Here is a 20851-nt window from a genome sequence, read left to right as displayed (position 1 = left end):
CTTGAAAGGCTTTTACAAGGGGTTGGGGGTTGTTAAGGGGGAAGGGCAAGGTAGCTTCGCTCTTATGTTTCGTAGTGCCGTCAAACGATAGTTAGTATCGTTTGACTATTGCACCACTCAACTGCCAAAAAGCGTCCCCCTTCCCACTTAAAAATAAAAATAATATAGATTATTTCACTTAACATAAAAATCGAAAAATATTTAAAATTCCAAATTTTCGCCGTAAAACAACCATTTAGGTTATTTTGCTTTTGCGAAAATTTTGTCGCAAAGGTCGGCTTTACAGAAACCCACCCCTTCGGGGTCACATTCGCTGGTTTTGCTGACCTGCGAAGTAAAAAATAGGGGTACCCCACTCAAGGAAACCACCCCTAAATGGGTCGCATTCGCTGGTTTTGTGGGGGGGGGTGCTATAAAATTAAAAATTATATCTAGCCTCAAATCTTAAATGTTTATAATCTCCTATAATTGTATCTCTATTGATATATGAGTACCAAGCTTTAAAATTTAGCTTTTTGCTATATTTATAATCCACTCTAGCTACGGCTTCATACTCATTGGTAGTTGAGTTGATTCTTTTGCGTGTTACTTCGCCAGATACATAGTCAGCACCTACTCTTACTTTATTAGCAAATGTATAACCAGCTTTTAAAAACCAATATTTATTTTCGCCACTTATTAAAGAGTATTCTAGTATATTTTCACCAGCGTCTATAAAACTACCTTGGTCTTCAAATGAGATTAACGACACTGCATCTGTATCAAACCATACATAACCGGCATTCGCATCAAAGCCAAAGGCTTTAGCGCCAGCTTCTATAGCTGCAAATTTAGCATCATCTAAAGGCAATACTAAACCAAGTCTAAAATTTTCTGCCCACATACTTGAGCCAGCGTATTGAGCTTGTAAGCTGAGATCTATATCGGCTATATTTGCTCCTATTAGCAAATCAGTAGCGTATAGTTGAGCTACGCTATCAATAGCAGCATACCATAGCTGGAAGCTAACTAGATCATATGAGCCAATAGCAGCTACGCTATAGAGATTTCTATCGGTTACAAATTCTGCTTGCGGGGAGTTTCTCTTGCCAATGAAATAAAATCTCGTCCTAATATCATTATCATTTTGAAGGTTATCAAATGCCATACCAGCTAAAGTAAGCCCGTTAATATCGTTATTAAGCACTTTAATACCAGTGCCTACCATATCATCAGTAAAGAATGTGCCTAGCACTTGGCGACCAGCTGTGATAGTGGTGTTACCAGCTTTGTATCCTAGGTAGAATTGGCGAACATTGAATGTTTGACCATAATTATCATAGTTAAAGCCCGTATCATTTGTCCCTACCTGGGTAGCAGCGTCAGAATTTTCGCCAGAGTTATCGCCGCTATCATACCTAAAGCCGATAACGCCAAAGAAATTATCATCTAAAGCAGATTGAAAATTTATATCAGATGTAAATCTATGTTTATTAATATAACCTTCAATATCATTATATTCGCTATCATATCTATATCTTGAATACCCTGATATATCTATATTTTTCATGGTATCTTCAAGTATCCCAGCACTTGACACGCTTGAAGTAGTTAAAGGAGAATACCCCCCCCCATTATCTTCAAGTGTCTTAGCGTTTGATACGCTTGAGATGGTAGCTACGCTTATAATAGCAGATAAGCTTAGTTTGACTAATTTCATTTTTATCTCCATATTGAAATATAAATTCTCAAATTATAACGATTTTTCATTTAATATTTACTAAAAATTTGATAAATCATTACCTATCATTTACTAAAATTTAGCAATCTTGATAAGATTAGTTTAAAGCAATAGCGGTAAAATCGCTAAATTCATTTGCCTATTAGCAGTAAATTTAGGCTACATTAGACGCTTTTTGCGATTTTCTCCATTTTGGTAAGTAGCTTTGATCTCTCATTATCATCTAAATTTCCATATAATAGCTGATTCATTGCTTGCATAAAGTCAAATGTAGCAAAGAGTTTCGCATCGCTATTTGCTTCTTTGGTGGCATTTGAGATGGTTGAGTCTATAGAGCTAGACTCAGCTTTTATCTCTTTTAAATTTTGTAAAATTTTATCAAATTCGCCAGTTTTATCAAATTTTGCTTGATTTATAGCTAGGTTCATTAGCTGGGTATTTAGCTCATTGATTTGCATATTTTGCCTTTAATTTGTGAATTTGCAAAATATAAGCAAAAATTAGACCAAAATATCAACCCCCAGTAGCTTGGCTTGAGCCGCTACCGCTTCCGCCTCCAAAAAATCCGCTTCTAGCGTTGCTTCCAGCTTTTGAGGCAGTGGAGCTTGTGGCGGCTTTATTGAAGCTATTTACGCTTCTATTGTATGTGCTTGGGTTGTTGTATGCTCCTTGGCGAGTGTTTTGGTAGGCTGGATTGTTAAATAGCTTTGAGCCGATCCAGCTTCCTATTATCGCACCAGCTGCGCTAGCTAAGATGGCTTCGCCTAGTCCTAGACCACCGCTTCCGCTACTTAAATTTGAGTTAGTTAGACCGCTTGTTCCAGCGTCTATTTTGGCATTTTCTTCTTGTAAGAGCTTGTCTATTTCAGCTTGGCTTAGTAATCTCTCACTCATTGCTCCATTAGCATCTTTTTCTCGTAAAAATATTCTTGTCTCATTGCTTGGGAATTCATCAGCAATTTTGTAGCTTCCATCGCTGGTTTTTTCTATAAATACCGTTGCGCCTTGCTTTTGGATAGCTTGAGCCATAGATGAATCCCCAGAGCTACCACACCCCGCTAAGCCAAATGCTATGATGGCACCCACTCCACTAGCTATACCAATATCTTTTAACTTTTTAATATGCTTCATTTCCACCCTTTAATCATAAAGTTTTAGTTTAACTCATATTTTAGTTTATATTCGCCAAATTCATTCTTAATAAATATATCTTTATTATAATGTTTTTCTATTATTTGCCAAAATTTGGATTTGTTGATACCTATAAAATTACAAAAGTCATCTACGCACCTAGAGTCTAGTGCGTGGTCTTTCTCTTTTACTAATTTAACGGCTTCATCTCTACTCATTAAGCCATATCTTACTAATCTAGAGGCGTAATCAGTAGCCATAGCGTGGCCAAATTTAGGGTATTTCATCCACGCATGGACGATATATGCTACGCTATCTACTTGGTCAAAGGACTCTATAGTATGCGTTCTATCCCATTCGCTCTTTAAATCGCTAAAGCCTCTGCTTTTAGCAAAGATATAATTAGAGTATGAATTCCACTTGATAAAATAGCTTAAATATATAGGTTCAAGGCTATCTATATCCAAATTTGAGCTATTTGGGTCATAGAATAATTGTAGATCTTTAAGGTCTATATCTACGCCACTTAAATCAATATCGCTTGCTACGCCATTTAAAAATATATCTTTAGCGCTTGGAGTCTCTACTGCGTCACTACCACCATACTCGTAGCTAACATTTTCGCCATATACCAAAAGCGGAGTATTAAATTTCGCCGCCATGGCAAATGGATAACTATATATAAGGCGATCTATATACCATGTTGGTTTGCCGTATTTTTCAAATGTGTAGAGCATTAGGGCTTTTTGGGTTTTGATATTTGGTTTTAAAGATATTATATGACAACCAAATTCTTCGCTTAAATTTCTTAAATTACTCTTACCAGCTTTTGTCATTGTGAAGTTATCCTCAACGCTAAAAAGCACCGGATTCATCCCTAAAACCTCTTTCATTATATGGACTTGAAAGTGGCTATCCTTACCTCCACTTACAGCGATAGCGCAGTCATAGTCATTTTTGCCATTTCGGCCTCTGTGCTTATCACATAAAGCTTCAAGCTCTTTAAATCTAGATTTGTAATCGATATTTTTCTTATTTTCGTGATTTATACACGCACTACACTTTAGCCTTCCATCTTTTAAGGTGGTAAATTTAATCCCTGGCCTACTATCTGGCATTACGCAAAAATCACAATATCGCATTACCCCCCCCCTAAAATTTTTATTCATCTATATATCCTTTTTAAATTATTTAAATTTGAAGTTGCGTTTAAAAGTAACATATCAGCTATAACTAGCCTTGCCATTGCCGTAGCTACCACGCTCCCACGCACTCCAATACATGGATCATGTCTGCCACGAAGCTCACATATCGTCTCATCACCATTTAAATTTAGAGTTGGTTGAGCCTTAAAAATGCTTGGCGTTGGCTTAAAATAGCTCTTAATCACAATATCGCTGCCATTACTAATACCGCCTAAAATCCCGCCACAATGATTGCTCATAAATCCATTTTTATCCATATAATCATTATTTTGACTACCAAGCATACTAGCTACGCTTATGCCATCTCCTATCTCTACAGCCTTTACCCCATTTATCCCCATCATAGCACTAGCTAAGGTCGCATCAAGCTTATTATATAGCACTTCGCCTAGCCCAGCTGGAGCGTTATGAATGATGGTTAATACACTAGCCCCAAGGCTATCATTTGAGTTTTTGGTATTTAATATTAGCTCCTTAGCACTCTCTTCTGTGGATTCATCAGCCCAAAAAATCTCACTAGAATTCGCAAATTCAAAGTCGATTTTATCAGCTTTTATATCGCCAATTTGCCTTACGCAACTTTGGATATCTATATCAAATTCTCTTAAAAGCAACCCCGCAAATGCCCCGCCAGCAACCCTTGCTACACTCTCTCTAGCGCTACTTCTACCACCACCCCTATGATCTCTAATCCCAAATTTAGCAAAATATGTATAATCAGCATGCCCTGGTCGAAATAGATCTTTGATATTATCATAATCTTTGGAGTGTTGAGAGGTATTAGCCACTATAAAGCCAATAGGGCAACCGGTGGTAAAACCATCATAAATTCCGCTTAAAATCTCTATCTTATCACTCTCTTTTCTTGAAGTGGCGTATTTGCCACCGGGGCGACGCCTATCAAGCTCACTTTGGATAAAGCTCATATCGACTTTAATACCGGCTGGAATCCCATCTATCACACCACCTATAGCTACGCCGTGACTTTCGCCAAATGTGCTTAATCTAAATTTAGTCCCAAATGTATTCATATTGACCCTTTAACTATTCTAATATCTCTAAAGCCTTTAAAGCACAGGCTTGTTCGGCTGATTTTTTGCTACTTCCTGTGGCTCTTGCGATCTCTTTGCCATTTAGTAGCACAGCCATCTCAAAGCTCTTTTTATGATCTGGGCCACTTGAGCTTATTAGCTCATATTTTGGTGCTACTCCTATACTAGCTTGAGTTAGCTCTTGGAGCGTGGTTTTATAATCTTTAGTTAGCGAATTTAGACTAATATCAGGGAAATTCTCCTCTAAAAGCAAGATAAAAATTTTCTTAGCAGTATCTATCCCACTCTCTAGATATATCGCTCCTATTAGGGCTTCTAAGGCGTCGCTTATTAGGCTTGGCTTTTCTCTTCCGGCGTTATTTTCTTCAGCGGTTGAAAGGTATAAAAACTCCCCAATTCTAAGCTTTATAGCGATCTTAGCAAGGCTATCTTCATTTACTAATGAGGCTCTTAATTTGCTTAGATCGCCCTCTTTTTTGCCTTTGAATTTATGATACAAATACTCCCCAACGATCAAATCCACCACCGCATCGCCTAAAAACTCTAGCCGTTCGTTATTTGTGGAGTTTTTGATACTTTTGTGAGTCATGGCCTCTTTTAATAGATTTATATTTTTAAATTTATATTTTAAAAGCTTTTGAAATTCTCTTATCTTATCCATCTACTCCTCCTTTTGTAGTTTTGTCGCTGCGTCTTTGGCTAATTGATCGCAACGCTCATTTTGCGGATGGCCAGCGTGAGCTTTGATCCAATAAGCCTTGACTTTGTGAATTTGGATTAATCTATCTATCTCTTGCCAAAGCTCTATATTTTTGACATTTTTAAAGCTCTTTTTCTTCCACCCTTCAAGCCAGGAGTTAATCCCATTTGCTGCGTAGCTACTATCTGTATAAAGATTGACAATACAAGGCTCTTTTAAAGCCTTTAAGCCATTAATGATTGCTAAAAGCTCCATTTGGTTATTTGTGGTATTTAGCACTGCTCCGCTATCATTTTTAGTGTGTTTTTCATACTCTAAGATATACGCCCAGCCACCAACTCCAGGATTATTTAAGCAACTTCCATCGCTAAAAAGCGATACTATTTTCATCGCTCTCCTTTATAACATTTGGGATAATAGCACAGCTTCCTAGCCTAGCGCAGTGATTACACCGATAAAAAAATAGCGGATATGAGCTTTTACACTCATTGCAAATGTAGCTAAAGCTTAAGGTGGCATTTAGATTATTTGCCTTAGCAATCTTTAAAAGATTGAGATTAAAATCGCTAATTGGAGCGTTATTTTGCCCTTTGGCACTATATAACTCCTTATACTCATCACCTTCTAAAATCCCATCATTAAGATATAAAATATCTATACAACTATCTAAATTTGGCTTTAATTTTATCTCATTTATATCTTTATTATTTGCGATATAAGTTTCTAAAATCATACGATTTATCAGATTAAACTCATCAGCTAATTTATTAAATTTAGCGATTTTTTGACTAAATTCCATATTGCTATTTTTTATCTGTAGAGCTTTTGTATATGCTATTTGCCTAGATACTTCTACGCCTTGCTCATTTAGAGCATCTAAAACTTCAAGGCTTTTTTGATACATTCTAAGCTTTTCAAATCCTAGCCCAAGATGGCTAAGTGCGTCAATATTTTTGGTGCTTAATTTAATGGATTCTAAAAATACCTCCGTAGATCGCTCTATAAATCCAGCTTTTAAATAGGCTTTTCCTAAATTTAAAAATATAAACTCTTTTTCGCCCTTTTTAGCAGCCTTTTTAAGAGCGATTAAATATATACTAATAGCCTTGTTAAAATCCCCACTCCTAGCAAAAATCCCAGCTAAAACCCCAAGTGAATTTGAGTCTATATCAAGGTTTAATAGCATATTTTGGTATTTTGGGTCTAGTTGGCTTTGGGATTGAAATTTGCTAACAAATTTATCTATGCTATTTTTTTGATCTTTGAGTGAAAACACTCCCCAAAAATAGCTTAAAACCGCTATCAAAAGCAAAACACTAAAAAGAACAATAAGCCCAAAAATAGGATCCCTATACTCAATGAAAAAAAAGTCCAAATACAAAAACCTTGCTAAATTTAATGGCGATTATAGCTAAATCAATGTATAATCTCGCTTATGATTTCTAAAAATAGTATAGAAAATTTAAAAAATATAATTGATATTGTTGATGTAGTAGGTAGCTATATACCGCTTAAAAAATCAGGTGCGAACTTCGTATGCGTATGCCCTTTTCATAATGACAAGCACCCATCAATGTCGGTTAGTCCAAGCAAGGGGATATATCACTGCTTTTCATGTAAGGCTGGTGGAGATGCGATTAAGTTTGTTATGGAGTATGAGAAGCTAGGTTATGCTGAGGCGATTGAGAAATTAGCGTCTATCTATAATGTAAGCTTAGAATACACAAGTAGCAAAAATGAGCCAAAAGTAAATAAGAAAATTTTAGAGAATTTGAATCTCCATTATAAAACGCTTTTGTATAAAAATCCTGAAGCTATAAATTATTTAAAAAGTCGCTCTATCAGCGATGCCATCATAGAAAAATGGGAGCTTGGCTGGGCAGCAGGCTCGCAAAATACTCTAAATTTGCTCCAAAATGAGGGCATTGAGCCAAAAGAGGCTTTAGAAGTTGGTGCTATCAAGCAAAATGAGAGCGGATACTACGCTAGTTTTATCAACCGCATAACATTTCCTATATATAATCATCTTGGGAATTTAGTAGGCTTTGGTGGTCGCACCATTAGCGATAATCCAGCTAAATATATCAATAGCCCACAAAGCCAAATTTTTGATAAATCTAAGATATTTTATGGCTATGATAAGGCTAAAAATGAGATTTATAGGTCTCAATCAGTGGTGATTTGTGAAGGTTATATGGATTGTATTATGCTTCATGCTGCTGGGGTAAATAACGCTGTAGCAGTCCTTGGCACGGCTCTAACTCAAAAGCATATCCCGCTAATTAAAAGGGGTGATATCAAGGTTACTTTAAGCTTTGATAGCGACGCAGCCGGAGTTAATGCAGCCTTTAAAAGCTCAAAATTGCTAGTAGAGCATCAAATTGATGGTAAGGTTGTCTTAATCAGTGGTGGCAAGGATCCAGCCGAGCTAGTAGCAAGTGGTAAGGAGATGGAATTAAAAGAGCTATTAAGCGGTGGGGTTGAGCTTGGGGAGTTTTATATAACTCAGCTTGTTAAAAACCTAAATCCCAAAACCCCTTTAGAGATTTCCAAAGCACTTAAGGCTATCCAAGAATTTAGCTTTAATCTTGATCCTATAGTGGCTAACTCCTATAAAGCTCTTGTATCTACGCTTTTAGGAATTGAGATTAGCTCATTTAAATTAAGCAAAAATGTGAGCGTATCTAAAGCTGTAAATATCCCAAATAAGGCTTTAAATTTAGGAGAAAAAAGAGATATTGCCGAGCTATCAATCTTAAAAAATATGCTTATAAATCCTGAGTATTGCCAGATTGTAAAGCAGTATTATGGTATTGAAATTTTTAAAGATAAGGCTGCGTATAGAGCGGTTGTAGGCTCACAAAGCCAAGATAACGAGCATATAAGGGAGCTTGAATTGCAAGATAATTTAGAAGAGTATAGAAGTGTAAATGAGCTTCATAATGCTATTAGACCCCTTGCGGTGGGCTATTATGAGAGACTTTTAAAAAGTGCAAAGCTAACGCTTGAAGAGATAATTGAGTGTAAAAAAAGAATATCAATATTAAAAGGAAAAAGATGAAAAGAAAATGTTTAGCCCTATTTAGCGGTGGGCTTGATAGCATGCTAGCTATGAAATTAATCTCACTACAAGGCATAGAAGTTCATGCCTTAAATATAGATATAGGCTTTGGCTCAGATCCTGTTAAAAATGAGACTCTAGCTAAAAGAGCAGCGATGGCAGGAGCTAGTTTTGAGAGTGTAAATGTGCGTAGTAAATATCTCCAAGATGTGCTTTTTAATCCTAAATTTGGATATGGAAAGCAGTTTAATCCATGTATTGATTGTCATGGGTTTATGTTTAGAACAGCTATTTCTATGCTTGATGATTATAATGCAAGTTTTGTAATCAGTGGAGAAGTCGTGGGTCAAAGACCAATGAGCCAAAGAAACGATGCGATGGCACATGTGAAAAATTTAGCCGATGATAAAGATGATATAATCCTTAGACCACTTTGTGCTAAGCTACTAAAGCCTACTTTGCCAGAGCGTGAGGGCTGGGTGGATAGAGATAAGCTTTTAGGCTTAAATGGTAGAAGTAGAACGCCGCAACTAAGCTTAGCTAAGGAGTTTGGATTTAGCGATTTTGAAAGTCCTGGTGGGGGCTGTCCATACACGATGGAGGGCTTTAGCAATAGAATTAGAGATTTTATCAAATATGATAAAGATATGAGCGAAGATGACCTTCAAAGCTTAAGATATGGTAGGCATTTAAGGCTTCCTGATGGTGCTAAAATGATAATTGGCAGGGATCAAAATGATAATGAGAAGCTTGATGCTTTAAAACTTGATAAGATGGATAGCATAGATTGCGGCGGTATCATTGGCGCAAGAAGTTTTATAGATAAAAATGCTACTCAAAGCGATAGAGAATTAGCTGCGAATTTAGCCATAAGCTATTGTAAAAGTAGTGACAATCAAGAGTATATAGCCAAAATCGGCACCCATTTAATAAAAGCTACAAAATGCGATAAAAGCTTAGCTGCTAAATACTTCATATAGGCATTTTGGTGGCTAAATTTCAAAAAGTTTATATAGAGATTAGCGATATTTGTGGTTGTGAGTGTAGCTTTTGCCCCTCTGTGAGCGTGGATAAATTTGGCCCTATGGATTTGGGGCTTTATAGCGATATTTTATCACAGATAAGGGGCAAGACGAGGGCGATTTGTTTGCATCTTTTAGGCGATCCATTGGCTAATTTAAATTTGGATAAATATCTAGATTTGGCCTTTAAAAACTCCTTTAAAGTCGATTTAGTCACAACTGGCAAATATCTAAATAAGCATGATTTTACCACACTTTGTAAAGCTCATCAAATTTCATTTTCTCTAAGTGCTTTTATAGATAAAAACGGTAAATTTAAAGATGATTATATAGATAATTTACTTGATTTTTGTAAATTTAAAAAAGAGATAAAAAGCGATATTTTTGTAAATTTTAGAGTTCAAAAGCATATGATAAATGAGCCTAAATTTAAGATGATTAAAGATAGATTTGAGCAGTTTTTTGGGGTGAAAATTGATTATAATGCGGATAAAATTCGCTTAGATTATAAGACATTTTTGATTTTTAAAGAGTATTTTGAGTGGAAAAAGCCAAATTCGCAAAATCCGCATAAATATTGCCACGGCCTAATCTTGCAAATTGGCATTAAAAGTAGTGGAATTGTGGTGCCATGCTGCATTGATGCTGGGGCTAGCATAAATCTAGGTAGCCTAAAAGAGCAAAGCCTAACTACCATCATAAACTCACCTAAAGCTAAAGCCATAATAGATGGCTTTAAAGTGGCAAAAGCGGTAGAAAATCTATGCCAAAAATGTGAGTATAAAGCGGTTTTAGATTAGGCTAAATTTTAGCGTTTTAATCCGCTTAAAATTTAGCTTAGCAAATATAGAATTTAAATTATTTAAGTTAAATTCTATTAATAAATTTAGCTTTGAAATTTGGCAATTTTAAGCAATATTTAAGCTAAAAAGCTCCAAATTTCAACCCATCAAATTTTAAAAATTCGCCCTTATATGCTCTTTGTAGCTATTTATATACTCATCTACCTTTGGATTTTTTACCACATCATTACAAATAAAGCTTGGCAACGCCTTCATACCGCAAAATTCCATCGCTTTGTGCATAGCAAATGTTACACCATCGCACCCACGCCCTTCAAAAAACTCATTTTTATCATTAAATGCTGTAATTGGTGCATTCCAAGTGGTGCTTATCATATATTTTTTGTTTGTAGCTAGTCCGCCTGTGCCATATCCATACTCAGGGTTACTAGCGTGTCTGCCATCGCTTTTTATTAGATTACTAGCTGCAGCCATGAAAACTTCATCAAGATATTTTTTGACTATCCACGGCTCGCCCATCCACCAGCCAGGATATTGCCAGATGATTATATCGCTTTCTAGCACCTTTTTTGCCTCTTCATCTATATTGTAGCCATCGTCTATTTTGGTTTGTAGCACTTCATATCCTTTAGCCTTTAGCTCACTGCTTGCTATCTCGCAAAGCAAGGTATTTAGTTTGCCACCACTACTACCAAAATTTTTACCACCATCTAAAATTAATACCTTCATACTCTCTCCTTAAATTAATAAAAATTGCTTATTTTAAATAATTTTTTAAAACAAGCATTAAATTAGCATATCTTAAATTAAAAAATTTATTAAATATATTTTAATTTTAGACATATTAAAGAGATTGATAAGGCATCTTTGATGCAAAAATATAAATAATTTTTTAAGTAAAAATTTTGATATAATTACAAAAAGGTAGATTATGAAAAAAGAGTTAGATCAGTTTTATACAAAGCAAGAAGTTGCTTTGAAGTTATGCAAAACATTAAAAGAAAAATTAAATTTAGATAAATATACTTTTTTAGAGCCTAGTGCTGGGTTTGGTTCGTTTGTGAATGCTTTACGGATAACTTTTAAAGAGCCAAAAATAGAAGCTATTGATTTAGACCCAAAGTCTATTGATATAAAATCGCAAGATTTTTTCACTTACCAGCCAAAAGAGCAAAAGATAATAACAATAGGAAATCCCCCATTTGGCAAAAGAGCCACTCTTGCTATAAAGTTTTTTAATTACGCTAGTGAATTTAGTGATTATATAGCTTTTATAGTGCCTTTGCAGTTTGAAAAATGGAGCGTTCAAAAGAATTTAAATAAAGATTTTAAGCTTATTTTTACTGAAATTCTAGACCCTAATTCTTTTATATTTGGTGGCAAAGATTGTTATATTAGATGCTGTTTTCAAATATGGACTAGACTGCCTAGCAAGATAGATTTAAGACTAAAACAAGCACCGCCTACTACTCACAAAGATTTTGAGATGTGGCAATACAATAACACAATTGGGGCAAGAAAATATTTTAACCAAAAAGAGTATAAATGGGACTTTGCTGTTGTGCGACAAGGCTTTTATGATTATAAGCACCTTATTTTACAAGAAGATGATTTAAATCCAAAAATACAATATATATTTTTTAAAGCTTTTGATAATAAAACAAAGCTCAATTTAAAAAGTCTTGATTTTGAGAGCTTATCACGCAAAAATACCACAATACCAGGCTTTGGAAAAGCTGATGTAGTGGCTGAGTATAAAAGGATATTTAATGAATAATTTAAATAAATTTTTTGAAAGCATTTGTAAGGATAGAGCCAAAATAACAGGTTCACCAGATGGCAAAATCTTTGAAGAGAATTTTAAAAGCTATTTAAAACGCTCAGGCTTTAATGAAATGAGCCTTACTATTATAGATGATGGGCTAAAAAGATTTTTAAAAGAAATTAAACCTAAAATTCTAAGCAAAAATGACACGCAAATTTTAAAGAATTCTATTTATTTAAACAACACTAACCGCAAAGATTATGCTAATTTTTTTATTTGGCAACCTTATGGTAGTCAAAATTTCCCGGATTTTTTGGTATTTTGCCAAAATTATATTTTCGCAATTGAGACTAAGTTTTCATCAAAAACAAGTAATAAACCAATGTGGAATTCAAATATCCCAAAAGAAAATTCTATTTATGTTTTTGCTAGTTATCAACAAAGAGATTTAACTTTTTTCTTAGGTCATGATGTCATAGAGAAAAAAGAGCGAGAAGAGCTATTAATACTATGGCAAAAAACAGATGAGGAGTATAATAAATGGACTAAGAGCTTTAGGGATAAAATAAATGCTGGCAAATTTAGTAATGAATATGGCTTTACAACCTATATAAGAAAAGCTTACGAGCAAAAAAATACGCATAATAAAAATGCTATTTTGAATTTTTTTAAAAACAAAAATAGAAAAAAATTAGAAGATAATGTTTTTCAGTTTATAAATAAGCATAAATGAATTTAAATTTATTGATTTATCAGAATAAAATTAATTGTTAAATATCTTAAATAGATATTAAATTTGGCTAATATAATAAAGCTTAAAAATTATTAAATTTAAATCTAGCGAATTTTAGAATTGGCTAGATTTAAGCTTTTGCTTCAAGTTTCTCAAAGTCAAACTCATCAAGGTGGTTTATAGCGTAGTTAAATTATACTTTGAAATCTATCTTTGAATTTTCTATATTTGCTTCTATATTTTTTATCACAGAGCTTAAATCTTGCGTATTTTCATCCATTAGAAGTCCTGCTTTTGCTAAAATTTCTTTTTGCTCAGCATTTAGTGAGCTTACTCCGCCCATAAATTGTTGTAAAAGAGCTTTAGCTAGTAAGTCTTCGCCTAATTCAACTGGCTCGGTAAGACCATATTTTAACATATAATTTATTACATCTGTTACATCTTGCTCAGATTCGCTTTTATCCATAAGCTCCCCATAGGTTAAAGAACCATCACTATTTTTATCATTTTGTATTGTTTTGTTTAGCTCCTTTTCTATGCTATCACTTGCGTATTTTCCAGCAGAACTCATTGTTTTATGTTTGGCTTGAAAATCACTACTATATTTCATATAGGTTTCTGTGCTGTCTGTCACGGCAACTTTTAAGCCTATATAATACATTCCATGTGCTGTAAAACCAGAGTTTGTATTTGCTAATTCATCTTGGCTTAGGTATCCATCGCCATTAACATCGCTACTAGCATATCCACGCTTGTAAGCTATATCGCCAAACCACCCAGCCACAAAGCTTTCAGCCTTGCCACTAAGTATTTGCGAACCATCGCTTTTAGTAAAGAAATCTTGTTTCCCAAATACTCTTTGGAGTTTTGCTAAATTTTCATCGCTAAGTCCAATTTTTATAAATTCCCCACTTGTTTCATCTTTGAAATAGACTTGATTTTTAAAAGTGCTTTCATTGAAATTAACCTTAATGCTAGTGTTGGTAAGGCTATCTATGTTTTTATCAAGACTTTCTAATTCATTTTGACTACGCTCATTTTGATTTTGTTTTACCGCTGAGAAAATATTATTAGAGGCTATGTCTCCATAGCCAATAAAATTAATATCTTTAAGTTGCACCATAATCTAAAGGCCTAAACAACCTATCCGCGCACAAAAAGCATTTGAATAGATGCTTTGATGATCTGTTTGTGGATTGGTATTTGCGTTTTTATTATTTGAAATTGCGGTGTGAATGTCTAACTGATATCGTATATTGCCATACCTATCTATATAATAACCAGCAAAAGCAGAACTAGCCAAAGTGGCGACTAAAACTGATGAAAAAAGCAATTTTTTCATATTTTCTCTTTATTATTATTAAGTTTGTTTTATTATAGCAAAAAATCAAAATTATTAAATGATTTTTGTAATATTTGTTACAATTTTTTAATCAAGTGTTACTATTTTACACAAAATTTATTTTAAATTAATAAATTTGGCTATTTTATCGCAGAAATTTTCTTATAAACTACTTTAAAACAGATTATAGTGTTTCATTTGCTATATACTTGAGAGCTTAATAGATAAAAAATTTAAGCTTTTGCTTTAAGTTTTTCAAAGTCAAACTCATCAGGGTGGTTTATAGCGTAGTTAAATTTTTGCCTATCGATTTTTTTATCCCAAATTCCTACGATTAGACAAGCCACTGCGTTACCGCATAAATTCCCCACCGCACGCATCTCGCTCATAAACTTATCCACCCCAAGTAGCACCGTTACAGCCACCACAGGTATGACATCATGCATAGAGCCAAGCGTCCCAGCAAGCACCACAAATCCTGAGCCAGTTACTCCTACGGCACCCTTGCTTGTAACCATCAAAATTAGTAAAATACTAAGCAAATGTGAAAAACTAAGCTCTATATCAAAAGCTTGAGCCAAAAATATAACACAAGCTGAGAGATAAATATTTGTACAATCTAGGTTAAAAGAGTAGCCAAAAGGGGTAATTACACCTACGCAACCTTTATGAATTCCAGCACTTTCAAGCTTTTTCATAAGCGGAGCTAGGGCAACTTCGCTTGAGCTAGTAGCAAAGACAACTAGCACCTCTTTAGCAATAAATCGCATAAATTTAAATATATTTACCTTAGCAGTGTAGCAAATCACGCCAAGCACCACAAAAATAAAAAACAAACACGACACTAGCATAGTCCCAAGCAGACTTAGCATACCTATCAAACTCTCAATACCAAATTTACCGATAAGATACGCCATCGCACAATACGCCGCTAAGGGGCTTAGCCACATAAAGATACTAAGAGCTTTTAGCACCCAGTTTTGAGCCTTTTCAATGGGATTTATGAAAAGATCTTTGATTTTCTTTGGGGTAAAGCTTAACACAATTGCCAAAAACAAAGCCATAAAAAGCACTTGAATTGTGTTAGCTTTGATAAAGGGCGTGATAACGACACTTAGGGCTAAAAGAGCATTTTTAAGCATACCTAGCACAAAGCCAAATCCGCTAAGTGTGTTTAAATCATCATAAGGCAAAAGCGGAGTTTTTGGCACCGCACCAGCTAGTATCGACCAGATCGAGCCTACATCTTTAGAAGCTCCAGAGAATTTATCCACGCTACTAGCATCAAAGGAGCTAGGATCTAGATGCATTCCCACCCCAGGTGCTAAGAGCAATGAGCCAAAAATACCCACAGCTAAGGCTATCGTGCTAACTACTTCAAAGTAGATAAAGCCCTTTAAGCCTATGCTACCAAGATCTCTTAGACTCTCTAAGCCTACAATGCCTGAAATAATGGTAAGAAAGATAATGGGTCCTACCATCCACTTTAAAATCATTATAAAATAGTCAATTCCAAATTTACTATCAATTCCAATTTGCGGAAAAGTATAACCTACAAAAATACCAAGTATTATTGCTAAAACAACCCAAAATGCGAGATTTTTTAATACTCCAAGCATACTAAAACCTTAAAAAAATAATAAATTTTATCACAATAAATCTTAAATTTTTAAGAAAACCAAGTGGAATTTTAAATAATCTTAGATTTTTGGTTTAGGTGTTTTTGAAATGTTGTTTTATTTTTAATTTTATTTTTTGATATAATGCTAAATTTTATAATAGATTAAGCGAGTTTATAATGTTTGATATACAAAAAGCAAAGCAAGATGATAATTTTAGAGAGTTAAAGCGCTCTAAGATAAGCTCAAAATTTCTAAATTTAAATGGCAAAAATCTGCTAAATTTAGGTAGTAATGACTATTTAGGCATAGCAAGTAGTGTAGCCTTAAGAGATGAATTTTTAAAAATTTGCCTTAATAGGGATTGGTATTTTGGCTCTGGGGCTAGTAGGCTAGTCTATACTTCAAGTGATGAATTTGAGCGTTTGGAGAGTTGGTTTGAGAGTAAATTTAAAAAAAGTGCGTTAATTTTCAACTCTGGATATTGTGCGAATTTGAGCTGTATCAGTGCGTTAAATGATAGTGATACTCTATTTTTAGCTGATAAATTAATACACGCAAGTATGATTGATGCATTAAAGCTAGCAAATGCGAATTTCAAACGCTACGCCCATAATGATAATGAAGCCTTAGAGAGTTTAATTAAGCAAAATCAAGGCAATGTTAAACGCATTATAATCCTAAGCGAAGCTATTTTTAGCATGGATGGGGATAGGGCTGATATAGAGTTTATGCTATCATTAAAAAGGCGTTATGATAATGTAATGCTGTATATCGATGAGGCTCACTCGTTTTTTGCTTTAAGTGAGCTTGGAATTTGCGGCGATATGGGTTGTGATATTGACTTTATCCTTGTTACGCTTAGTAAGGCTGTAGGAAGTAGCGGGGCTGTGATTTTAAGCAGTGGGGAATTTAAAGATATATTTATAAATAGCGCTAGAAGCTTGATATATTCTACCTCTATACCGCCTATAAATGTAGCGTGGAGTAATTTTATCCTAGCCAAAGACCACTCAAAACGGCGTGAAAATCTAGCAAATTTGATAAATTTTCTAAATCTTAATTCAACCCATATCTGTCCTTTTGTGGTTGGGGAAAATGCTAAGGCTTTAGAGCTATCAAATGCCTTAAATGAGCTTGGCTGCTTCGTCCCAGCTATCCGCCCACCTACAGTCCCAAAGGGCAAGGCAAGGCTTAGAATTAGCTTAAGAGCGGATTTGGAATGTGGTGATTTAGCGAATTTAAAAAGGCTTTTAGATGAAAATCGATCTCATTAAAGATTCTAAAAAACTCATTGTATTATTCTTAGGTTATGGCTTTGATAAAAGTAGCATTAGCCACTTAGAGCTTGGAGATTATGGGCTTTTGGTGGTTAGTGATTATAGCGATTTAAGGTTTGATGGGGAGATTTTAGCTAATAAAGATATATATTTAATCTCTTGGTCTATGGGCGTTTGGGCTGCGAATTTGGCGCTACAAAACACCCCCTTAAAGGTCGCAATCGCCATAAATGGCACCCCTTTTGGTATAGATGAGAAGTATGGGATTAAAAAAGATATTTTTTATAAAAGTATAAGCGAGTTTGATTTTGAAAGCTTTAAAAAACTCTGTTTTTTAGGCATTAATGAGCAAAAATTTCAAGATTTTACATTTAATCAAAACGCTAAAATCGAGCTTATAAATCTTTATAAAAATGCTATTTTACCTTGCCAAAACCATATTTTATGGAACAGAGCTTATGTTAGTAAGCGTGATTTGATCTTTGATAATAGTGCGGTTTTAGCATATTTTAAGGATAAAGCTAAGATTATAAATGCTCCACATTTTGCATTTTTTAACTTTAAAAGCTTTGGAGAGATAGTTGAGATTTAAGGGTGCTAAATTCTATGATATTTACGCAAAACCGCAAATTTACGCTGCGGATATTTTGATAAATAGCCTTAAAAATTATAGGCAAAATTACGATGATATTTATGAGATTGGTGCTGGAAGCGGGGTTTTGACAAGGCTGATTTTAAGCCAGTTAGAGTGTAAAAATTTGATTTTAAATGACCTTTATGAGAGTGAATTTATGAGTAAATTTAGCACTCAAATAGGCGATATTACGCAGTTAAAAATTAAAAATAAACAAGATTTAATCATCTCAAGCTCAGTTTTTCAATGGATAAATGAGCTTGACAATTTAAGCTATAGCCTAAAATTTAGCTTAAAAAATGGCGGGATTTTAGCCTTTAGCACATTTATAGATGGCACACTTAAGGAGCTTTCAAGCTTTACAAATCAGAGCTTAGAGTATAAAAATCTAGCCCAGCTAAGAGCAATTTTTAGCAAAAATTTTGAAATTTTAAACGCACAAGAGAGCCAAATCAAGCTTAAATTTAGCAATTTAAAAGAGCTTTTAACCCATCTTAAACATACTGGTGTAAATAATATAAAGGGCGAATTTAAGCTTACAAAAAGCAGTTTTGAGGCCTTAAATTCGCACTTTAAGAATGATTTTAGCCTAAGTTATAAATTTGCTATTTTAATCTTAAAAAACTAAAATCCCCCAAGTACCTCATCTATGCTTTTTACGCATCTTTGTATCGCTTCATTCATCTCATCTTTTTGGATATTTAGCGGCGGATTGAAGTATATCACATCGCCAAGCGGCCTTAGTATAAGACCATTTTTTAAAGCCTTTTTATAAATTTGATATCCGGTTCTTAAGGCTGGGTTAAACGCCTTTTTACCATCTTTTTGCTCCACTAGCTCAATTGCATTTATTAGCCCGATGGAGCGAATTTGACCTACATTTTTATGTGAGCTTAGAGCGGAGTTTATCTCATTTTTTAGATAGATTGCGTTATTTTGAGCTTGGCTTAATATATTTTGACTCTCAAATATATCCAAAACCGCATTTGCCGCAGCGCACCCAAGCGGATTACCACTATATGTATGAGAGTGCATAAACGCCTTGCCTTGCGAATATGGTGCGTAAAAAGCGTCATAAATTTCATTAGTAGTAGCCGTAATAGACATTGGCATATATCCGCCAGTTAGCCCCTTTGAAAGTGTCATAATATCAGGGCTAATATCCGCATGCTCACAAGCAAACATCCGCCCAGTCCGACCAAATCCAGTAGCGATCTCATCAGCTATTAGTAGCACCTCATACTCATCGCAAATTTGCCTTAGCTTCTTAAGATATAAAGGCGGATATATCTTCATTCCAGCTGCGGCTTGAAGTATAGGCTCAACTATCAAAGCCACGCTCTCTTTGCCGTGTTGTTCAAAAACTGGCACAACATACCGCTTGAAATATTTCATAGCGATCTCATCGCTATCACCTTCAAATTCACTTCTATACATATCAGGGGCTTTTATGCGGATGGCTTTTAAGAGCATTGGCTCATAAATTTTAGCATACAAATCAAGCGCCCCAACGCTCAACGCTCCGATAGTCTCGCCGTGATAAGCACCACTTAAGCAAATAAATTTATTCTTATGCGTATTGCCTACTTGGTGCTGATACTGAAACGCCATCTTAAGCGCACTCTCTACAGCTGAGCTACCATTATCGGAAAAGTTAAATTTGCTTAGTTTAGGCGGTAAAATTTGCTTTAATCTACTAGCTAATCTCACAGCCCCTTCGTGCGTGAAATTGGCAAATATCACATGCTCAATCTCATCAAGCTGATTTTTAATAGCACTATTTATATACTCATTTGAATGCCCTAGTAGATTACACCACCAAGAGCTGATTATATCGATATACTCTTTATCATTTTCATCATAAATTTTAACCCCCTTGCCACGCTTTATCACAATTGGCGGTAGCTCCTTATAATCATACATTTGCGAACACGGATGCCATATTAGCTCTAAATCCATCTTTGCTATATCCAAAAGCATATTTTATCCTTAATTAAAAATATTTAAAATCTCATCTTTGCTTATATCTAAGCTTAGCTCATCTCTTTTTACACAAGATAAAATTTTTAGACCAAATAGCTCATTTATCATCTTTTTATTATCTACGCAAATGGGGCAATTCTCATCAAAATTATTTAATACCACACCCTTTATATCAACGCCATTTTGCCTTAGATAAAAGCTAGTTAGCCCAGTTTGATTGATCGCTCCAAGGGCTGCGTCTGCGACTATTATAACGCTTAAATTTAGAGCTTTTATCAGATCAAGTAGCATTATCTTCTCATCATCATATCTAAGCGGACATATCACTCCACCAGCCCCTTCAACCACCATAAAATCGCAAATTTCATCTAGATTATTAAGCTTAGATATGATTGTGTCCATATTTACGCTTTTATTCTCATTTTTAGCTGATAAATGCGGAGAATAGGGCTTGATAAAATTATAAGCACTCATTTGAGAGTAATTTAGCTCAATCTTAGCAAAATCACGCACGAATTTTACATCAAGCGGGATTATCTCATCATCTGCTAAATTTCCGCTTGAAACTGGCTTGAAATAGCCGACATTTAGTCCAAATTCACGCATTTTTTTAACTACCAACGCACTTATATAGCTCTTGCCTACATCAGTGCTAGTCCCAGTAATAAATATCTTTTTACTCATCTTATTTTCCTTAGATATTGTAAATTTGTATTTTAAGATTTTAAGGCTAAATTTTACATATTTTTAACCAAAATAACTCTATTTATCTATGATTATTTTAAATTTATTATAATTGCT

22 protein-coding genes are annotated in these 20851 nt (G+C 34.6%); 8 read left to right on the top strand and 14 right to left on the bottom strand.

What is annotated here, in order from left to right:
• Positions 1–418: 418 nt before the first annotated feature.
• From CSUIS_RS07700 to CSUIS_RS07665, 8 genes are all read right to left on the bottom strand, one after another.
• Positions 419–1699, bottom strand: a complete 1281-nt coding sequence (locus tag CSUIS_RS07700; RefSeq protein WP_086298383.1) for a major outer membrane protein — start codon at positions 1697–1699, stop codon at positions 419–421.
• Positions 1700–1884: 185 nt separating this feature from the next.
• Positions 1885–2178: a hypothetical protein gene (locus CSUIS_RS07695; protein WP_086237285.1), complete on the bottom strand. Its 294-nt coding sequence runs from the start codon at positions 2176–2178 to the stop codon at positions 1885–1887.
• A gap of 55 nt (positions 2179–2233) precedes the next feature.
• A complete protein-coding gene (locus CSUIS_RS07690; RefSeq protein WP_086298381.1) occupies positions 2234–2851 on the bottom strand; it encodes a UPF0323 family lipoprotein in 618 nt (205 codons plus the stop codon).
• 23 nt (positions 2852–2874) lie between these two features.
• Entirely contained in the window at positions 2875–3993 is a 1119-nt protein-coding gene (locus CSUIS_RS07685) for an N-acetyl sugar amidotransferase (protein ID WP_086298628.1), read from the bottom strand.
• A gap of 23 nt (positions 3994–4016) precedes the next feature.
• A complete protein-coding gene (gene aroC, locus CSUIS_RS07680; protein WP_086298379.1) occupies positions 4017–5087 on the bottom strand; it encodes a chorismate synthase in 1071 nt (356 codons plus the stop codon).
• Positions 5088–5100: 13 nt separating this feature from the next.
• On the bottom strand, positions 5101–5769 hold the full coding sequence (gene rnc / locus CSUIS_RS07675; RefSeq protein ID WP_086298377.1) for a ribonuclease III: 669 nt from the start codon (positions 5767–5769) through the stop codon (positions 5101–5103).
• Positions 5770–6198: a ribonuclease HI gene (gene rnhA, locus CSUIS_RS07670; RefSeq protein ID WP_086237289.1), complete on the bottom strand. Its 429-nt coding sequence runs from the start codon at positions 6196–6198 to the stop codon at positions 5770–5772.
• Positions 6176–7189, bottom strand: coding sequence for a tetratricopeptide repeat protein (locus tag CSUIS_RS07665; RefSeq protein ID WP_192940186.1), 1014 nt, complete (start codon positions 7187–7189; stop codon positions 6176–6178). Before CSUIS_RS07665 ends, rnhA begins: the two co-directional genes overlap by 23 nt.
• A 54-nt stretch (positions 7190–7243) precedes the next feature.
• Between CSUIS_RS07665 and dnaG the strand changes: the two genes are divergently transcribed.
• The 3 genes from dnaG to CSUIS_RS07650 are packed head-to-tail and all read left to right on the top strand — an operon-like array spanning position 7244 to position 10691.
• Entirely contained in the window at positions 7244–8869 is a 1626-nt protein-coding gene (gene dnaG / locus CSUIS_RS07660; RefSeq protein ID WP_086298373.1) for a DNA primase, read from the top strand.
• Complete coding sequence (locus CSUIS_RS07655; protein WP_086237292.1) at positions 8866–9849, top strand: ATP-binding protein; 984 nt, start codon at positions 8866–8868, stop codon at positions 9847–9849. The genes dnaG and CSUIS_RS07655 overlap by 4 nt, the downstream gene beginning before the upstream one ends.
• Before the next feature lie 8 nt (positions 9850–9857).
• Complete coding sequence (locus CSUIS_RS07650) at positions 9858–10691, top strand: radical SAM/SPASM domain-containing protein (RefSeq protein WP_192940185.1); 834 nt, start codon at positions 9858–9860, stop codon at positions 10689–10691.
• Between the two features lie 156 nt (positions 10692–10847).
• Here the strand turns inward: CSUIS_RS07650 and CSUIS_RS07645 are convergent, their stop codons facing one another.
• Positions 10848–11423: an NAD(P)H-dependent oxidoreductase gene (locus CSUIS_RS07645; RefSeq protein ID WP_086298371.1), complete on the bottom strand. Its 576-nt coding sequence runs from the start codon at positions 11421–11423 to the stop codon at positions 10848–10850.
• 202 nt (positions 11424–11625) lie between these two features.
• On the opposite strand from CSUIS_RS07645, the gene CSUIS_RS07640 reads away from it, so the two are divergent.
• A complete protein-coding gene (locus CSUIS_RS07640) occupies positions 11626–12471 on the top strand; it encodes a hypothetical protein (protein ID WP_086298369.1) in 846 nt (281 codons plus the stop codon).
• Positions 12464–13192 (top strand): hypothetical protein, encoded by a 729-nt coding sequence (locus tag CSUIS_RS07635; protein WP_086298367.1) that lies wholly within the window; start codon positions 12464–12466, stop codon positions 13190–13192. The genes CSUIS_RS07640 and CSUIS_RS07635 overlap by 8 nt, the downstream gene beginning before the upstream one ends.
• 193 nt (positions 13193–13385) lie before the next feature.
• On the opposite strand, the gene CSUIS_RS07630 is transcribed toward CSUIS_RS07635, so the two are convergent.
• From CSUIS_RS07630 to CSUIS_RS07620, 3 genes are all read right to left on the bottom strand, one after another.
• On the bottom strand, positions 13386–14312 hold the full coding sequence (locus CSUIS_RS07630) for a hypothetical protein (RefSeq protein WP_236860781.1): 927 nt from the start codon (positions 14310–14312) through the stop codon (positions 13386–13388).
• Between the two features lie 6 nt (positions 14313–14318).
• Positions 14319–14534 (bottom strand): hypothetical protein, encoded by a 216-nt coding sequence (locus CSUIS_RS07625; protein WP_086298363.1) that lies wholly within the window; start codon positions 14532–14534, stop codon positions 14319–14321.
• A gap of 233 nt (positions 14535–14767) precedes the next feature.
• Positions 14768–16153, bottom strand: a complete 1386-nt coding sequence (locus CSUIS_RS07620) for a cation:dicarboxylate symporter family transporter (RefSeq protein ID WP_086293223.1) — start codon at positions 16151–16153, stop codon at positions 14768–14770.
• A 179-nt stretch (positions 16154–16332) separates the two neighbouring features.
• On the opposite strand from CSUIS_RS07620, the gene CSUIS_RS07615 reads away from it, so the two are divergent.
• The 3 genes from CSUIS_RS07615 to CSUIS_RS07605 are packed head-to-tail and all read left to right on the top strand — an operon-like array spanning position 16333 to position 18695.
• Positions 16333–17430, top strand: a complete 1098-nt coding sequence (locus tag CSUIS_RS07615; protein WP_086298361.1) for an aminotransferase class I/II-fold pyridoxal phosphate-dependent enzyme — start codon at positions 16333–16335, stop codon at positions 17428–17430.
• Positions 17411–18025: a pimeloyl-ACP methyl esterase BioG family protein gene (locus CSUIS_RS07610; RefSeq protein ID WP_086298359.1), complete on the top strand. Its 615-nt coding sequence runs from the start codon at positions 17411–17413 to the stop codon at positions 18023–18025. Before CSUIS_RS07615 ends, CSUIS_RS07610 begins: the two co-directional genes overlap by 20 nt.
• The gene (locus CSUIS_RS07605; protein WP_086298357.1) at positions 18015–18695 is read left to right on the top strand and encodes a methyltransferase domain-containing protein; all 681 of its coding nucleotides are present in this window, start codon (positions 18015–18017) and stop codon (positions 18693–18695) included. The genes CSUIS_RS07610 and CSUIS_RS07605 overlap by 11 nt, the downstream gene beginning before the upstream one ends.
• On the opposite strand, the gene bioA is transcribed toward CSUIS_RS07605, so the two are convergent.
• On the bottom strand, positions 18692–20047 hold the full coding sequence (gene bioA, locus CSUIS_RS07600) for an adenosylmethionine--8-amino-7-oxononanoate transaminase (RefSeq protein WP_202819629.1): 1356 nt from the start codon (positions 20045–20047) through the stop codon (positions 18692–18694). The two genes, CSUIS_RS07605 and bioA, sit on opposite strands and share 4 nt — an antisense overlap.
• 9 nt (positions 20048–20056) lie before the next feature.
• Positions 20057–20734 (bottom strand): dethiobiotin synthase, encoded by a 678-nt coding sequence (bioD, locus tag CSUIS_RS07595; RefSeq protein WP_086298355.1) that lies wholly within the window; start codon positions 20732–20734, stop codon positions 20057–20059.
• Positions 20735–20851: the final 117 nt, after the last annotated feature.

The organism is Campylobacter porcelli (genome assembly GCF_002139855.1).
Classification (GTDB): domain Bacteria; phylum Campylobacterota; class Campylobacteria; order Campylobacterales; family Campylobacteraceae; genus Campylobacter; species Campylobacter porcelli.
This window is presented reverse-complemented; position numbering and strand designations above follow the sequence as displayed.

Coding starts and splice junctions, on each gene's coding strand:
- CSUIS_RS07700 (WP_086298383.1), bottom strand. CDS start 1,699: ATGAAATTAGTCAAACTAAGCTTATCTGCTATTATAAGCGTAGCTACC.
- CSUIS_RS07695 (WP_086237285.1), bottom strand. CDS start 2,178: ATGCAAATCAATGAGCTAAATACCCAGCTAATGAACCTAGCTATAAAT.
- CSUIS_RS07690 (WP_086298381.1), bottom strand. CDS start 2,851: ATGAAGCATATTAAAAAGTTAAAAGATATTGGTATAGCTAGTGGAGTG.
- CSUIS_RS07685 (WP_086298628.1), bottom strand. CDS start 3,993: ATGCGATATTGTGATTTTTGCGTAATGCCAGATAGTAGGCCAGGGATT.
- aroC (WP_086298379.1), bottom strand. CDS start 5,087: ATGAATACATTTGGGACTAAATTTAGATTAAGCACATTTGGCGAAAGT.
- rnc (WP_086298377.1), bottom strand. CDS start 5,769: ATGGATAAGATAAGAGAATTTCAAAAGCTTTTAAAATATAAATTTAAA.
- rnhA (WP_086237289.1), bottom strand. CDS start 6,198: ATGAAAATAGTATCGCTTTTTAGCGATGGAAGTTGCTTAAATAATCCT.
- dnaG (WP_086298373.1), top strand. CDS start 7,244: ATGATTTCTAAAAATAGTATAGAAAATTTAAAAAATATAATTGATATT.
- CSUIS_RS07655 (WP_086237292.1), top strand. CDS start 8,866: ATGAAAAGAAAATGTTTAGCCCTATTTAGCGGTGGGCTTGATAGCATG.
- CSUIS_RS07645 (WP_086298371.1), bottom strand. CDS start 11,423: ATGAAGGTATTAATTTTAGATGGTGGTAAAAATTTTGGTAGTAGTGGT.
- CSUIS_RS07640 (WP_086298369.1), top strand. CDS start 11,626: ATGAAAAAAGAGTTAGATCAGTTTTATACAAAGCAAGAAGTTGCTTTG.
- CSUIS_RS07635 (WP_086298367.1), top strand. CDS start 12,464: ATGAATAATTTAAATAAATTTTTTGAAAGCATTTGTAAGGATAGAGCC.
- CSUIS_RS07625 (WP_086298363.1), bottom strand. CDS start 14,534: ATGAAAAAATTGCTTTTTTCATCAGTTTTAGTCGCCACTTTGGCTAGT.
- CSUIS_RS07620 (WP_086293223.1), bottom strand. CDS start 16,153: ATGCTTGGAGTATTAAAAAATCTCGCATTTTGGGTTGTTTTAGCAATA.
- CSUIS_RS07615 (WP_086298361.1), top strand. CDS start 16,333: ATGTTTGATATACAAAAAGCAAAGCAAGATGATAATTTTAGAGAGTTA.
- CSUIS_RS07610 (WP_086298359.1), top strand. CDS start 17,411: ATGAAAATCGATCTCATTAAAGATTCTAAAAAACTCATTGTATTATTC.
- bioA (WP_202819629.1), bottom strand. CDS start 20,047: ATGCTTTTGGATATAGCAAAGATGGATTTAGAGCTAATATGGCATCCG.
- bioD (WP_086298355.1), bottom strand. CDS start 20,734: ATGAGTAAAAAGATATTTATTACTGGGACTAGCACTGATGTAGGCAAG.